This is a genomic window from Roseicella frigidaeris (assembly GCF_003258945.1).
GTDB classification, from domain to species: Bacteria; Pseudomonadota; Alphaproteobacteria; order Acetobacterales; family Acetobacteraceae; genus Paracraurococcus; species Paracraurococcus frigidaeris.
Genome location: NZ_QLIX01000001.1, coordinates 564,325 through 578,814 on the forward strand (window position 1 = coordinate 564,325; position 14,490 = coordinate 578,814).

A 14,490-nucleotide genomic window follows, 5' to 3' on the forward strand; every position below is an offset into this window, starting at 1 on the left:
GCGCGCTGGGAGACTCCACGATGCATCCGACGCGCCGCGGCCTGCTCGCCGCTCCGCTCATCCTGGCCGGCACCGCGCGGGCGCAGGAGGCGGATTACCCGACCCGCCCCGTCACCATCATCGCCGCCGGCGCCGCCGGCGGGCCGACCGACACCGTCACCCGCATCGTCGCCGACAGCATGGGCCGGCATCTTGGCCAGCCGGTGGTGGTCGAGAGCATCGGCGGCTCGATCGTCGGGCCGCAGCGCATGGTGCAGTCGAAGCCCGATGGCTACACGCTGCTGATCAACAATATCGGCATGGCGGCGAGCGCCACGCTCTACCGGTCCCTGCCCTATGACGTGCCGGGCAGCTTCGCCCCGCTCGGCCTAGTCTCCGACGCGGCGATGACCATCGTCACCCGCCCGGATTTCGCGGCGAAGGACCTCGCCGCGGTGATGGCGGCGTTGGCGCAGCGCGGCGATGCGCTGAACATGGCGACCGCCGGCCTCGGCTCGGCGGCCAATCTCTGCGCCCTGCTGGTGCAGCAGGCGGCCGGCAACCGGGCCACCGTCGTGGTGTTCCGCGGCACGGCGCCGGCGATCGCCGAGCTGATGGCCGGGCGGATCGACCTGCTCTGCGACCAGGCGACCAACACCATCCCCTATATCCGCGACAACCGCGTGCGGGCCTGGGGCGTCAGCAGCCCGCAGCGGCTGCCGGGCCTGCCGGCGGTGCCGACCACGGCGGAGGCCGGCTTCGGCGGCATCGCCATGAGCACCTGGCATGGGCTCTACGCGCCGGCCGGCACGCCGGAGCCGATCCAGGAGAAGATCTCCGCCGCCATGCGCGCCGCGTTGCAGGAGCCGAAGCTGCGCCAGCGCTACGCCGAGCTGCTGACCGACATCCCGGCCCCGGAACGGCAGACCATCGCCTTCCACCGCCGCTTCCTGGCCGAGGAGGTGGCGCGCTGGCGGCCGATCATCCAGGCGGCCGGCGCCTATGCCGACTAGGGCAGATCCCGATCAGGTGGCCTCACCTGATCGGGTGGCGGCATCGGACCGCGTGAAGAGGCTCGCGCAACACCACGATGGAATATGATGCGGGGGCGAATCGCGCTTGAAGGGCGGGAATCGGCGGGGCCAGCCCGGCCGGCAAATCGCGCCGGCTCGTCGGCTCCTGGTGACGCGCATCGCGCGATGTTGCGCGATGATCCGGAAGGCTAATTCGCCTGTGCATACAGGGTCCGTCGCGCTAGGCGGGCCGTGGAACGGGATCGCCACGACGGCCTCGGACCGTGCGCAACGCGCGGTCGAATGCCGGTGCGGGGCAGGGGCCGTGAAGGCATGTGAACGGCGCCGGCGCGAAGGCGGTTCACGACCGGGCCGCCAGCGGCTAGCGTCTCGGCATGAACCTTCCCCAGCCGGCGCGGTTAGTCCGGCCATTCTGCCCGGGGACGGGCCATGTCGGAGTTTGCGCCATGCCCGTGCGGCACTCGTTTGCCCCTATCCTGTGCCTTGTCCTGGCCTGTGCGGCGCCACTCCCGGCGCCGGCGCAGGACACACCGGCCCAGAAGACCGATCCCGCCTGGCTGACCGTCGACCAGGTGCGCACCGTGCTGCGGGCGCGGGGCTACAACGAGATCGGCGAGGTGGAGCGGCAGGGCGACACCTACAAGGTTTCGGACGCGACGCGCTATGGCGAGAAGGTGCCGGAGCTGCGGATCGACGCGCTGACCGGCGCGCCGCGCGACGCCCCGATGCTCACTGAGGGTCAGGCACGCATCCTGCTGCAGGAGCGCGGCTACACCGATGTCGAGGAGGCAGGCCGGGAGGGGGAGGTGATCCATCTCCGTGCCCGCCAGAGCGACACGCCGGTCGAGCTGCGCGTCAATGCCCGCACCGGCACGGTGATACGCTGAGCCTCGCCGGGACCGCCCTGGCGATGGCGCGCCCCGCCCCGGGCCCGGCCTGCCGGCGCCGCCGGACATGAGCGCCGGCCGGTCCGCGCTCGCCCGCCGGCCTGCATGAGCATGCTGCCGCCCGCCCCGCCCCGCCTGGCCCTGACGGGCATCGTCAAACGCTATGGCGGCGTGCTGGCGAATGACGGCATCGCGCTGCGCGTGGCGCCGGGCGAGATCCATGCCCTGATCGGCGAGAACGGCGCCGGCAAGTCCACCCTGATGAAGATCGTCTACGGCGTCGTCGCCCCCGATGCCGGCGAGATAACCTGGGATGGCCGCCCCGTCGCCATCGCCGACCCGAATGCCGCGCGACGCCTCGGCATCGGCATGGTCTTCCAGCATTTCTCGCTCTTCGAGAGCCTCACCGTCACCGAGAACATCGCCCTTGGCCTCGGCAGCGCGCGGCCGCTGCCGGCGCTGGCGGCGGAGATCCGGCAGGTCGCGGCGTGCTACGGCCTCGCGGTCGATCCCGGGCGGCCCATCCACCATCTCTCGGTCGGCGAGCGGCAGCGGGTCGAGATCCTGCGCTGCCTGCTGCAACGGCCGCGGCTGCTCATCCTGGACGAGCCGACCAGCGTGCTGACGCCGCAGGAGGTGACGGGCCTCTTCGGCATGCTGCGGCGGCTCGCGGCGTCGGGCTGCTCGATCCTCTACATCAGCCATAAGCTGGAGGAGATCCGCGGGCTTTGCGACGCCGCCACCGTGCTGCGGGCCGGGCGGGTGGTGGCGCGCTGCGACCCGCGGGCCGAGACGGCGGAAGCCCTGGCCGAGATGATGATCGGCGGCCGCGTCGCCCACACCACGCGGCCGCCGCCACGGCAGTCCGGCCCGCCCTGCCTGGTGGTGGACCGTCTCAGCCTGCCGCCGGCCGAGCCCTTCGGCACCGCGCTGCGCGACGTCACCCTGGAATTGCGGGCCGGCGAGATCCTCGGCATCGCGGGGGTCGCCGGCAACGGCCAGACGGAGCTGCTGGCGGCGCTGGCCGGCGAGCGGCGCGTGGCGCCGGCCCGCATCGCGCTCGAGGGCCGGCCCATCGGCGGCCTCGGCCCGGCGCCGCGGCGGGCGCTGGGCCTGACCTTCATCCCGGAGGAGCGCCTCGGCCGCGGCGCCGTCGCTGGCTACAGCCTGGCCGAGAACGCCCTGCTGACGCGGCTCGATGCCCGCACGGCGCCGCATGGCCTGCTCGACCGGCGCGCCATCCGGGCGCTGGCGGCGCGGCTGATCGTCCGCTTCGGCGTGCGCGCCGCGGGAGTCGCGGCCAAGGGGCGCAGCCTTTCAGGCGGCAACATGCAGAAATTCATCGTCGGGCGGGAGATCGATGCCGGCCCGCGCGTGCTGCTCGCGGCGCACCCCACCTGGGGGGTCGATATCGGCGCCGCGGTCGCCATCCACCAGGCGCTGCTGGACCTCGCCGCGGCCGGGGCCGGGGTGCTGGTGGTCAGCGAGGATCTGGACGAGCTGCTGGCGATCGCCGACCGCATCGCCGTGCTGGCCGGCGGCCGCCTCTCGCCGCCCCGGCCGGTCGGGGAGACCAGCATCGAGGCGATCGGCCTGCTGATGGGCGGCCAGGGGACGGCGCGAGGCATGGCTGATGCCGCTACGGCTTGAGGCGCGGCCGGAGCCGTCGCGCGCCATGCTCTGGCTCTCGCCGGTGCTGGCGGCGGTCCTGGCCGCGGCCGGCGGCGGCCTAGTCTTCGCCGCGCTCGGCTACGATCCGCTGCTGGCGCTGCGCACCCTGTTCATCGATCCGCTTGCGACGCTGGACGGGTTGACCGAGCTCGGCCTGAAGGCGACGCCGCTGCTGCTCTGCGCCATCGGCATCGCCATCGCGGTGCAGGCCGGCCTCTGGAACATCGGCGCCGAGGGGCAGCTCACCATGGGGGCGATCGCCGGCGGCGGCATCGCGCTCGCCTTCGGCGGCGGGGGCCACTGGTGGATCCTGCCGGCGACGCTGCTGGCCGGCGCCGCGGGCGGCGCCGCCTGGGCCGCGATCCCGGCATTGCTGAAGACGCGCTTCCACGCGCATGAGATCCTGACCACCCTGATGCTCAGCTATGTCGCGGTGCAGATCCTCGGCTGGCTGGTGCATGGCCCCTGGATCGACCCCGAGGGGTTCAACTTCCCGCAGAGCCGGATGTTCGAGCCGGATGCGCTGCTGCCGGTGCTGGTCGAGGGCTCGCGCCTGCATGCCGGCGCCCTGCTGGCGCTGCTGGCGGTGCCGCTCGCCTGGCTGCTGCTCGCCCGCACCGCGGCGGGCTTCCGGCTGCGCACCATCGGCCTGGCGCCGCGGGCCGCGCGCTATGCCGGCTTCCCGGAGCGGGGCAGCGTCTGGTTCGCCCTCTGCCTCTCCGGCGCCCTGGCCGGGCTGGCGGGCGTGGGCGAGGCGGCGGGGCCGGTCGGGCAGCTGCAGCCGGTGATGTCGCCCGGCTACGGCTTCGCCGGCATCATCGTGGCCTTCCTCGGCCGGTTGCAGCCCTTCGGCATCCTGGCCGCGGCGCTGCTGATGGCGCTGATCTACCTGGGCGGCGAGCAGCTGCAGGTCTCGATGCAGTTGCCGCTCGCCGCGACGGGCACGATCCAGGGCATGCTGCTCTTCTTCCTGCTGGCCAGCGACGTCTTCATCGACCATCGCCTGGTCTGGATGGCGCGCCGGCATGCCTGACGGCTTCGTCCTGCTCGCCCTGCTGGTGGCCACGCTGCGGGCCGCGGCGCCACTGCTGCTCGCCGGCTTCGGGGAGCTGGTCGCCGAGCGCTCCGGCGTGCTCAACCTCGGCGTCGAGGGGATGATGCTGGTCGGCGCCGCCGCCGGCTTCATCGCCACCGTCGCCACCGGCCAGGTGCTGCTCGGCCTGATGGTCGCGGCGCTGGCGGGGATGCTGATGGCGTTGCTCTTCGGCCTGCTGACCCTGACGCTGGGCGCCAACCAAGTGGCCTGCGGCCTGGCGCTGACCATCTTCGGCACCGGCCTCTCGGCGCTGATCGGGCTGCCCTGGCAGGGCACGCCGATCCCCGGCCTGGCCAGCGTGATCTGGCCGGGGCTCGATGCCGCCGGGCCGGTGGCGCAGCAGCTCATGCTGCTCGATCCTTTGCTCGGGCTGGCCCTGCTGCTGCCGGTGCTGGTCGGATTCTTCCTCTACCGCACCCGATCGGGCCTGATCCTGCGCGCGGTGGGCGAGAGCCATGAGGTGGCGCATGCGCTCGGCTACGGCGTGTTGCGCGTGCGCTATGCGGCGGTGCTGTTCGGCGGTGCCATGGCCGGGCTGGCCGGGGCCTATCTCTCCCTGGTCTACACGCCGATGTGGACGGAGAACATGGTGGCCGGCCGCGGCTGGATCGCCCTCGCCCTGGTGGTCTTCTCGGCCTGGAAGCCGGTCTGGCTGGCCATCGGCGCGCTCTTCTTCGGCTTCGTCACCATCGCGCAATTCCAGGCCGGCGCCCTCGGCCTGGACGTGTCGCCGCATCTTCTCTCGATGCTGCCCTATCTCGCCACGGTGGTCGTGCTGGTGCTGATCTCCCGCGACGAGACGCGGCGGAAGCTGAACGCGCCGGCCGCCCTGGGCAAGCCTTTCACCGCCGCCGGATGATACCGCCGCTCCACCATGGGACACCGCGCCGCATGAGCCTGCACCGCCGCCCGCTTCTCGCCCTGCCCGCGCTGCTCGGCGCCGCCGCGCTGCGCCCGGCCCGCGCCGCCGATCCCTTCCGGGTCGGCTTCGTCTATGTCTCGCCGATCGGCGATGCCGGCTGGACCTTCCAGCACGAGCTCGGCCGGCGCGCGGTGGAGGCGGCGCTCGGCCCGGCGGTGAAGACCGCCTATGTGGAGAACGTGCCGGAGGGCGCCGATGCCGAGCGCGTCATCCGCCGCCTGGCGCAGGACGGCAACCAGATGGTCTTCGCCACCTCCTTCGGCTACATGAACCCGGTGGAGAAGGTGGCGCGCGCCTTCCCCAAGGCGAAGTTCGAGCACGCAACGGGCTACAAGCGCGCCGCCAATCTCGCCACCTATTCCGGCCGCTACTACGAGCCGCGCTACCTCACTGGCATCATCGCCGGCCGGCTCTCGAAATCGGGCACCATCGGCTATGTCGCCGCCTTTCCGATCCCGGAGGTGATCCAGGGCATCAACGCCATGCTGCTCGGTGCCCGCAGCGTCAATCCGAAGGCCGTGATCAAGGTGGTCTTCACCAGCTCCTGGTTCGACCCGGGCAAGGAGCGCGCCGCGGCGGACACGCTGGTGGCGCAGGGCGCCGACTACCTGACGCAGCACACGGACAGCACCGCCGTGGTGCAGGCGGCCGAGGAGAAGGGCGTCTGGTGCAGCGGCTATGACAGCGACATGCTGAAATACGCGCCCAAGACCCATACCACCGCGGTCGAGATGCATTGGGACGACTACTACATCGACCGGGTGCGCAAGGCGATCGACGGCGGCTGGACCAGCGGCGATGTCTGGGGCGGGCTGGCGAGCGGCATGGTGAAGCTCTCCCGCTTCAACCCGGCCCTGCCGGCGCCGCTGCTCGCGGAGGTCGCGGCGCAGACCGAGGCGATCAAGTCCGGCCGGCTGGTGGTGTTCTCCGGCCCGCTCCGGGACCAGTCCGGCGCGGTGAAGCTGCCGGAGGGCAAGGCGCTGACGGATCCCGAGATCTTATCGATGAACTGGTTCCTGGAGGGCGTGCAGGGCAAGCTGTGAACCTGCGCGCCGCGTGACTCACTCGGCATCCGGCCGCCCGCGCAGCCGCTTGACGTCGCCCCGCTTCGCCTTGCCCTCCAGCCGCCGGGTCTTGGCGCCGAGCGTCGGCCTGGTCGGTCGGCGTGGCGGCGGGGGCGGCGTCGCCGCCTCGCGGATCAGGGCCAGCAGCCGCTCCCGCGCATCCTCGCGGTTGCGGAGCTGGGTGCGGTGCCGCTGCGCGGTGATGACCAGCACGCCCTCCCCGGTGACGCGCCGCCCGCCGAGGCGCAGCAGCCGCTGCCGCACCGGCTCGGGCAGGGAGGGGCTGCGGAGGATGTCGAAGCGGAGCTGCACCGCCGTCTCCACCTTCTGGATGTTCTGGCCGCCGGCGCCGGAGGCGCGCAGGAACTCCTCCTGCAACTCCGACTCGTCCAGGCTGATGCGGTTGGTGACGCGGATCATGGCGGCAGCAGGTCCTGGCGCGGCTGCTCGTCCTTGAGCGCGACGCCGGTCATCCCCTGGCCGAGCGCCGCCCGCGCCAGCCAGACCAGCTTGCCGGCGCCCTGCGCGGGGGAGAGCCCGCCGGGGCGGATGTTGGAGATGCAGTTCCGCTCGGCATCGCTGCGCCCCGGCCGCGGCGCATGGGTGAGGTAGAGGCCGAGGGAATCGAGTGCCATCAGCCCTGGCCGCTCGCCGATCAGCATGGCGACCAGACGCACCCCCATGGCGCCGCCGATTTCGTCGCCGAGCGCGACCCGGGCCTGCTCGGCCAGCACGATGGGCGCCAGCGGGATGCCGGCCTGGCGAAGCAGCGGCAGGGCATGGCCGATCACCGCCGGGGCCTGCGCCTGCACGCCGGTGGCGCAGAGGCCATCGGCGATGACGAAGAGCAGGCTGCCCGGCGCCGGCGGCAGCAGGGCGCGGTGCTCCTCCCGCAGCCTCCGGCCGAGATCGGGGCGCAGCAGATAGGCCCGGCGGTTCGGCGCCTGGCTGGCGACGCGCAGCACCGGCAGGCCGAGCGGCGCCAGCGCCGCCTCCAGCGCCGCCGGGTCGAGGGCGGACTGCACCGCGTCGCGGGCCCGAGCATGCGCCTCCTGGAAATCGAGATGCGCCGCGGTGGGCAAGCCGTTGCCGGCGCGGCCGAGGGCGACGCGCGCCGCGGTGAAGCGGCGCAGCTCGCTCCATCGTGCCGATGGCGCGTCCGGGGGGGCGGCCGGCGGATCGGCGGCGCTCATGCCAGCCCCGCCAGCGACGGGGCAAGGCGCGGCGGCAGCTCGCCGGCGCTGCTTGCCGCCTCCAGCCCCATCCGCTCCATCCAGGCGGCGAATTCCGGCGCCGGCCGCTTGCCGAGCGCGGCGCGGAGATAGCGGCCATCGTGGAAGGAGCTGGACTGGTAGGCGAGCATCACGTCATCCGCCCCGGGCACGCCCATGATGTAGGTGACGCCGGCGACGCCGAGCAGGGTGAGCAGCGCGTCCATGTCGTCCTGATCGGCCTCGGCATGGTTGGTGTAGCAGACATCCACCCCCATCGGCAGGCCGAGCAGCTTGCCGCAGCAATGATCCTCCAGCCCGGCGCGGGTGATCTGCTTGCCGTCGAACAGGTATTCCGGGCCGATGAAGCCGACCACCGAGTTCACCAGCAGGGGCGGGAATTCCCGCGCCACCGCATAGGCCCGCGCCTCGATGGTCTGCTGGTCGCAGCCGTGATGCGCCTCGGCCGAGAGGGCGCTGCCCTGGCCGGTCTCGAAATACATCAGGTCCTGGCCGAGGCTGCCGCGGCCGAGGCCGAGCGCCGCCTCCCGCGCCTCGCGCAGCAGGGCGAGGCTGACGCCGAAGCTGCGGTTGGTCGCCTCCGTCCCGCCGATCGACTGGAAGACGAGATCGACCGGCGCGCCCTGCTCGATGGCGAGCAGGGTGGTGGTGACATGCGCCAGCACGCAGCTCTGGGTCGGGATGGCGTAGCGGTCCCGCACCGCATCCAGCAGCTCGAGCAGGCGGAGGGTGTTGTCCAGGCTGTCGGTCGCCGGGTTGACGCCGATGACGGCATCGCCGGCGCCGAGCAGCAACCCGTCCAGGATGGCGGCGGCGACGCCGCGCGGGTCGTCCACCGGGTCGTTCGGCTGCAGCCGGATGGAGAGGCGGCCCGGCAGCCCGAGGGTGTTGCGGAAACGGGTGGTGACCTGGCATTTCGCGGCGATCGCCACCAGGTCCTGCAACCGGCAGATCTTGCTGACACCGGCGACCATCTCGGGCGTCAGGCCGGGGCGCAGCGCGGCCAGCATGGCGGGCGAGGCTGCCTCGGAGAGCAGCCAGTCGCGGAAGCCGCCCACCGTCAGATGCGCGACCGGGGCGAAGGCGGCCACATCGTGCCGGTCGAGGATGAGGCGGGTGACCTCGTCCTCCTCATAGGGGATGACTGCCTCGGTAAGGAAATGCCGCAGCGGCAGGTCGGCCAGCTCCCGCTGCGCCGCCACCCGTTCCTGCGCGCTGCCGGCGGCGAGGCCGGCCAGCACGTCGCCGGAGCGGAGCGGCGTCGCCCGCGCCAGCAGGGTGCGCAGATCGGGGAAGAGGTAGCGCGTGCCGCCGACCGCCTGCGCGAAGCCCATGGGACCCTCCTGGCCCTCTCCTTTACGCGGAATCCCCTGCTGCGGGGAGGGCGCCCCGGGGACGCCGAGGAGGGCGGCGGGCCCCGTGGCTTGACGCTGCGGGGCGCCCGGGACCAGCCTTGCCGGGAAGGGCCCGGCAAGGGCTGTCCGTCGCGGAGGGAACGCGCATGAAATTCGGCGTCTTCTACGAGCTGCAACTGCCCAAGCCCTGGGGGCCGCGCAGCGAGCGCGACCTGTACCATGATGCGCTGTCGCAGCTCGAGCTGGCGGACCGGCTCGGCTACGACTATGCCTGGGAGGTGGAGCACCACTTCCTCGAGGAGTATTCGCACTCCCCGGCGCCGGAGGTCTTCCTCGGCGCCGCCAGCCAGCGGACCAAGCGGATCCGCCTCGGCCATGGCATCATCCAGCTCACCACCAACCATCCCGCCCGGGTCGCCGAGCGCGTCGCCTGCCTCGACCTGCTGAGCGACGGGCGGGTCGAGCTCGGTATCGGCGAGGGCGCCAGCATCACCGAGCTCGGCCCCTTCGAGCGCAGCATGGAGGAGAAGCGCGCGGTCTGGGAGGATGCGGTGCGCTGCGTCCTGCCGATGTTCACGCAGGAGGGCTGGGAATACGACGGCCCCTATTTCAAATTCCCGCTGCGCAACGTGCTGCCCAAGCCGCTGCAGCGGCCGCACCCGCCGCTCTGGGTCGCCTGCTCGCAGCTCGAGACCATCGAGATGGCCGGCCGCCGCGGCATGGGGGCGCTCGGCTTCCAATTCCTCTCGGCCGATGCGGCGCATGCCTGGGTGCACGCCTACTACAACAGCTTCGTCAAGCGGCAGGAGAAGCTGGCCGAATACGAGACCAACCCGAACATCGCCATCGTCAGCTACTTCATGTGCGCCGAGACGGACGAGGAGGCGCGGCGCCGTGCCGATGGCGTCACCTTCTTCCAGTTCGCGCTGCGCTACTACAACGCCGCCAAGGGGCGGGAGCGGGCGAAGCCCGGCACGGTCAGCCTCTGGGACGAGTACGAGGCCTGGAAGCGCGCCAATCCCGAGGCGCTGCAACGCGCCCTCTCGGGCGGGCTGATCGGCTCGCCGGAGACGCTGCGGCGCAAGCTCAGGAAATTCGAGGCCTCGAACATCGACCAGGTCATCCTGCTCAACCAGGCCGGCAAGAACACGCATGAGCATATCAGCGAAAGCCTGGAGCTCTTCGCCCGCGAGGTGATGCCGGAATTCCATGCCCGCGAGCCGGCGCATCAGGACTGGAAGCGCAAGGTGCTTGCGGGCGAGATCGCGTTGGAAGAGATCGACACCGAGCCCTTCCGCGAGCGCTTCGGGCCGAATGCGGTGCGGGCGGCGGCGGAATGAGCCCGCTGCCGCTGGCGCGGCCGGAGGAGGTCGGCCTCTCGACGGCCCGGCTGGAGCGGCTGGGCGCGGTGCTGGAGGAGCGCATCGCCGCCGGCCACCTGCCTGGCGCGGTGGTGCTGGTCGGGCGGCAGGGCCGGATCGCCTGGCACCGGGCCCATGGCCGGCGCGACCCTGCCGCGGCGGACCCGATGCGCACGGATGCGATCTTCCGCATCTACTCCATGACCAAGCCGCTGGTCTCGGTCGGCATCATGCTGCTGATGGAGGAGGGGCGGCTGCAGCTCGGCGAGCCGGTCGGCCGCTACCTGCCCGATCTCGCCGGGCTGCGCGTGGCGGCGCCGGGCGGCGGCACGGTGCCGGCCGCGGCGCCGGTCACCATCCAGGACCTGCTGCGCCATACCTCCGGCCTCACCTACGAATTCCTTGGTACCGGGCCCGTCCACCAGGCCTATGCGGCGGCGCGGATCGCCCGCCGGGCGCAGACCAATGCCGACCAGGTGGCGACGCTCGCCACCCTGCCGCTGCTGCACCAGCCGGGCACGCGCTGGGAGTACAGCCGCTCGACCGATGTGCTCGGGCGGCTGATCGAGGTGGTGGCCGGGCAATCCCTCGGCGCCTTCCTGGCCGAGCGCATCTGCGCGCCGCTCGGCATGGTCGATACCGGCTTCCATGTGCCGACGGGCCAGCAGCATCGCCTCGCCGGTGGCTTCGCGCGCGACCCGGAGAGCGGCGCCGAGGTCGCCCTGCTGGATGTGCGCGAGGCGCCGCAATTCCAATCCGGCGGCGGCGGCATGGTCTCGACCAGCGCCGACTATGCCCGCTTCCTGCAGATGCTCGCCGCGAATGGCGCGACGGAAGGTGGCCGGATCCTCTCGCGCAAGACGGTCGAGCTGATGACCGCCGACCATCTCGGCGCTATTCCGGGCAGCCCCGACCTGCTGCCGCCCGGCTTCGGCTTCGGGCTCGGCTTCGCCGTGCGGCGGGACCGCGGCCTGGCGGTGACGCCCGGCTCGGTCGGCCTGTACTACTGGAGCGGGCTGGCCGGCACGACCTTCTGGGTCGATCCGGCCGAGCGACTCTTCGCCGTCTTCATGATGCAGGGGCCAGGGCAGCGGGAATACTATCGCGGCCTGATGCGCGACATGGTCTATGCGGCGATCGTGGATTGAGCGGCATGCGCTGGACGATTGGCGAGGTCACGATCAACAAGGTGGTGGAGCTGGAAATGGCCGGCGGCAGCCGCTTCCTGCTGCCGCAGGCGACGCCGGAGGAGGTGCGCGGCATCCCCTGGCTGGCGCCGCATTTCGCCGACGAGGCAGGGCGGCTCCGCCTCAGCATCCATGCGTTGATCATCGAGACGCCGGCGGGCCGGCGCATCCTGGTCGATACCTGCCTCGGCAACGACAAGCAGGGGCGCAGGATTCCGCACTGGAACGGCCGCCAGGGACGCTTCCTCGAGGATCTGGCCGAGGCCGGCTATCCGGCGGAGAGCATCGACACCGTGCTCTGCACCCATCTGCATGTGGACCATGTGGGCTGGAACACGCGGCTGCTGGACGGGCGCTGGGTGCCGAGCTTCCCACGGGCGCGCTACGTCTTCGGCCGGCGGGAATTCGCGCACTGGTCGCGGCCGGAGGCGGGGGATGACAGCCAGCGCGCGGTCTTCGCCGATTCTGTGCAGCCGATCCTCGATGCCGGCCTCGCCGAGTTGGTGGAGGCGGATCACCGGCTTTGCGAGGAGGTGCAACTGGTGCCGAGCTTCGGCCACACGCCGGGGCATGTCAGCGTGCTGATCCGATCCGCCGGGGAGGAGGCGCTGATCACCGGCGACATCGCGCACCACCCCTGCCAGCTCGCCCGGCCGGACTGGAGCTCGACCGCCGATAGCGACCCGCGCCAGGCCGAGGCGACGCGGCATGCCATCTTCGGCGGGCTGGCGGGGCGGCCGGTGCTGGTGGTCGGCACGCATTTCGCGGGACCGAGCGCCGGCCGCGTGGTGCGGGACGGGGCCGGCTACCGGCTGCTGGTCTGCTGGTAGGCGCGCGGGTGATCCGCCAGGTCAGAAAACCTGGCGGAAGATCACGTAGAGCGAGCCGGCGATGACGATCGCCGCCGGCAGGGTGAGCACCCAGGCCATCGCCAGGTTGCGGACGGTCGCCCATTGCAGGCCCGAGCCGTTCGCCGTCATCGTGCCGGCGACGCCGCTCGAGAGCACATGGGTGGTCGAGACCGGCAGGCCGTAGACATCGGCCATGCCGATGGTCGCCATGGCGACGATCTCGGCCGAGGCGCCCTGCGCATAGGTCAGGTGCGTCTTGCCGATCTTCTCGCCCACCGTCACGACGATGCGCTTCCAGCCCACCATGGTGCCGAGGCCGAGGGCCAGCGCCACCGAGACCTTCACCCAGGTGGGGATGAATTTGGTGCTGTGGTCGAGGGCCGCGCGCAGCGACTTGAGCGAGGCCAGCTCCGCCTCGCTGAAGCCCGGCGGGTGCTGGCCCATGACGCGCACCGCGTCGGAGGTGAGATACATGTCGTTGCGCACATTGGCCGTGACGCTGGCCGGCACCGCCCGGATGGCGCCGTAGCTCTGCACCTGCCGGCTGATATCGGCGGTGAGCGTCGCAAGGGCCGCGAACACTTCGGGGCTGCCCACTTGGCGCGTCTTCAGCGCGTCGCCGATGACGCCGCGCGCGGCCGCCGCGCTGGCGGGCGGGCTGGCGCCACCGGCATGCGCCTCGAACACCGACTGCGCCTGGCGCGTGGTCTCAAGGAAGGCCGGCGTCGCGCTTTCCGGCATCGAGCGGTTCAGCGCATAGGCGGTGGGCACGGCACCGATCAGGATGAGCATGATCAGCCCCATGCCCTTCTGGCCGTCATTGCTGCCGTGGAAGAAGGACACCCCGGTGCAGGTCAGCACGAGCAGGGCGCGGATCGGCGCCGGCGGCGGCTTGTTGCCCTCGGGCGCCCGATACAGCGCTGGGTTGCGCACCACGAATTTCATGGCGAGAAGCAGCAGCGCGGCCAGCACGAAGCCGATCATCGGGCTGATCAGCAGCGACTCCAGCACGCCGACCGCCTGCGCCCAATCGACGCCGGAGGTGTTCTGGCCTTCAGGCGCCAGCAGCTGGTTGGCGATGCCTACCCCCATGATGGAGCCGATCAGCGCGTGCGAGGAGCTGTTCGGCAGGCCCATCGCCCAGGTGCCGAGATTCCAGATCACCGCCGCGATCAGCAGGGCGAAGATCATGGCATAGCCGGCGCCGCTGCCGACCTGCAGGATGAGCTCGACCGGCAGCAGGGTGACCACGGTGAAGGCGACCGCGCCGCTCGAGGTCAGCACGCCGAGGAAGTTCCAGAAGCCCGACCACACCACGGCGGTGAGGGGCGGCAGGCTGTGGGTGTAGATCACGGTCGCCACCGCATTGGCGGTGTCGTGGAAGCCGTTGACGAACTCGAAGCCGAGGGCGGTCAGCAGAGCGATGCCGAGCAGCACCAGCGCCGCCGTGGCGATCTCGTGCTGGCCCGCCGCGCCCACATCGCCGGCGATGCTGAAGGCGGCATAGGCAAGGCCCCCCGCCAGCACCAGGATGAAGGCGATGGCGCCGAACGAGTGCGGCCTGCGGTCGAGGTCCGGCCTGGGTGAATGCGCAGGCGCGAGGCCCCGGTCCAACGCAGCGTCCGACATCATCCCCATCCCGATCCTTGTTCGGGGAGGCTAGGCGGCGCCTGCGCCGGGTTCGATGTCGGGACCATGACAGATGGCGCCGCGTCAACGAGCAGCGGGGCCGGCCAGGGGCGCGGGGCCCAGCAAAGGCTTGATGCTACTCGGCTTGGCTGGTTCCCGTTTGATATCGAATAAACAATCCCTCACCTTGCGTACGGCCGCTGGTAAGGCTTGCGTGCTGGT

The 14,490-nt window shown here is 71.9% G+C and carries 13 protein-coding genes; 9 read left to right on the forward strand and 4 right to left on the reverse strand.

Annotation, left to right across the window (positions count from 1 at the left end):
• Positions 1-20 precede the first annotated feature (20 nt).
• From DOO78_RS02620 to DOO78_RS02645, 6 genes are all read left to right on the forward strand, one after another.
• Positions 21-992: a tripartite tricarboxylate transporter substrate-binding protein gene (locus tag DOO78_RS02620; RefSeq protein WP_111468153.1), complete on the forward strand. Its 972-nt coding sequence runs from the start codon at positions 21-23 to the stop codon at positions 990-992.
• A 467-nt stretch (positions 993-1,459) separates the two neighbouring features.
• On the forward strand, positions 1,460-1,900 hold the full coding sequence (locus DOO78_RS02625; RefSeq protein ID WP_165838681.1) for a PepSY domain-containing protein: 441 nt from the start codon (positions 1,460-1,462) through the stop codon (positions 1,898-1,900).
• A gap of 105 nt (positions 1,901-2,005) precedes the next feature.
• The gene (locus DOO78_RS02630; protein ID WP_111468155.1) at positions 2,006-3,550 is read left to right on the forward strand and encodes an ABC transporter ATP-binding protein; all 1,545 of its coding nucleotides are present in this window, start codon (positions 2,006-2,008) and stop codon (positions 3,548-3,550) included.
• Positions 3,534-4,604, forward strand: a complete 1,071-nt coding sequence (locus DOO78_RS02635; protein ID WP_243634311.1) for an ABC transporter permease — start codon at positions 3,534-3,536, stop codon at positions 4,602-4,604. Before DOO78_RS02630 ends, DOO78_RS02635 begins: the two co-directional genes overlap by 17 nt.
• Positions 4,597-5,526: an ABC transporter permease gene (locus DOO78_RS02640; RefSeq protein ID WP_111468157.1), complete on the forward strand. Its 930-nt coding sequence runs from the start codon at positions 4,597-4,599 to the stop codon at positions 5,524-5,526. Before DOO78_RS02635 ends, DOO78_RS02640 begins: the two co-directional genes overlap by 8 nt.
• A 32-nt stretch (positions 5,527-5,558) precedes the next feature.
• Positions 5,559-6,632 (forward strand): BMP family ABC transporter substrate-binding protein, encoded by a 1,074-nt coding sequence (locus tag DOO78_RS02645; RefSeq protein ID WP_111468158.1) that lies wholly within the window; start codon positions 5,559-5,561, stop codon positions 6,630-6,632.
• 18 nt (positions 6,633-6,650) lie between these two features.
• Here DOO78_RS02645 and arfB read toward each other — a convergent pair whose 3' ends face one another.
• From arfB to DOO78_RS02660, 3 genes are read right to left on the reverse strand one after another with little or no spacing between them, the layout of a single operon-like run.
• Complete coding sequence (arfB, locus tag DOO78_RS02650) at positions 6,651-7,073, reverse strand: alternative ribosome rescue aminoacyl-tRNA hydrolase ArfB (protein WP_111468159.1); 423 nt, start codon at positions 7,071-7,073, stop codon at positions 6,651-6,653.
• Positions 7,070-7,846, reverse strand: coding sequence for an ethanolamine ammonia-lyase subunit EutC (eutC, locus tag DOO78_RS02655; protein ID WP_111468160.1), 777 nt, complete (start codon positions 7,844-7,846; stop codon positions 7,070-7,072). The genes arfB and eutC overlap by 4 nt, the downstream gene beginning before the upstream one ends.
• Positions 7,843-9,219, reverse strand: coding sequence for an ethanolamine ammonia-lyase subunit EutB (locus tag DOO78_RS02660; RefSeq protein ID WP_111468161.1), 1,377 nt, complete (start codon positions 9,217-9,219; stop codon positions 7,843-7,845). Before DOO78_RS02660 ends, eutC begins: the two co-directional genes overlap by 4 nt.
• A gap of 167 nt (positions 9,220-9,386) precedes the next feature.
• On the opposite strand from DOO78_RS02660, the gene DOO78_RS02665 reads away from it, so the two are divergent.
• From DOO78_RS02665 to DOO78_RS02675, 3 genes are read left to right on the forward strand one after another with little or no spacing between them, the layout of a single operon-like run.
• The gene (locus tag DOO78_RS02665; protein ID WP_111468162.1) at positions 9,387-10,580 is read left to right on the forward strand and encodes an LLM class flavin-dependent oxidoreductase; all 1,194 of its coding nucleotides are present in this window, start codon (positions 9,387-9,389) and stop codon (positions 10,578-10,580) included.
• On the forward strand, positions 10,577-11,749 hold the full coding sequence (locus DOO78_RS02670; RefSeq protein WP_111468163.1) for a serine hydrolase domain-containing protein: 1,173 nt from the start codon (positions 10,577-10,579) through the stop codon (positions 11,747-11,749). Before DOO78_RS02665 ends, DOO78_RS02670 begins: the two co-directional genes overlap by 4 nt.
• Positions 11,750-11,754: 5 nt before the next feature.
• Positions 11,755-12,618, forward strand: coding sequence for an MBL fold metallo-hydrolase (locus tag DOO78_RS02675; RefSeq protein ID WP_111468164.1), 864 nt, complete (start codon positions 11,755-11,757; stop codon positions 12,616-12,618).
• 21 nt (positions 12,619-12,639) lie between these two features.
• On the opposite strand, the gene DOO78_RS02680 is transcribed toward DOO78_RS02675, so the two are convergent.
• Positions 12,640-14,268: an inorganic phosphate transporter gene (locus tag DOO78_RS02680; protein WP_111468165.1), complete on the reverse strand. Its 1,629-nt coding sequence runs from the start codon at positions 14,266-14,268 to the stop codon at positions 12,640-12,642.
• Between the last annotated feature and the right edge of the window lie 222 nt (positions 14,269-14,490).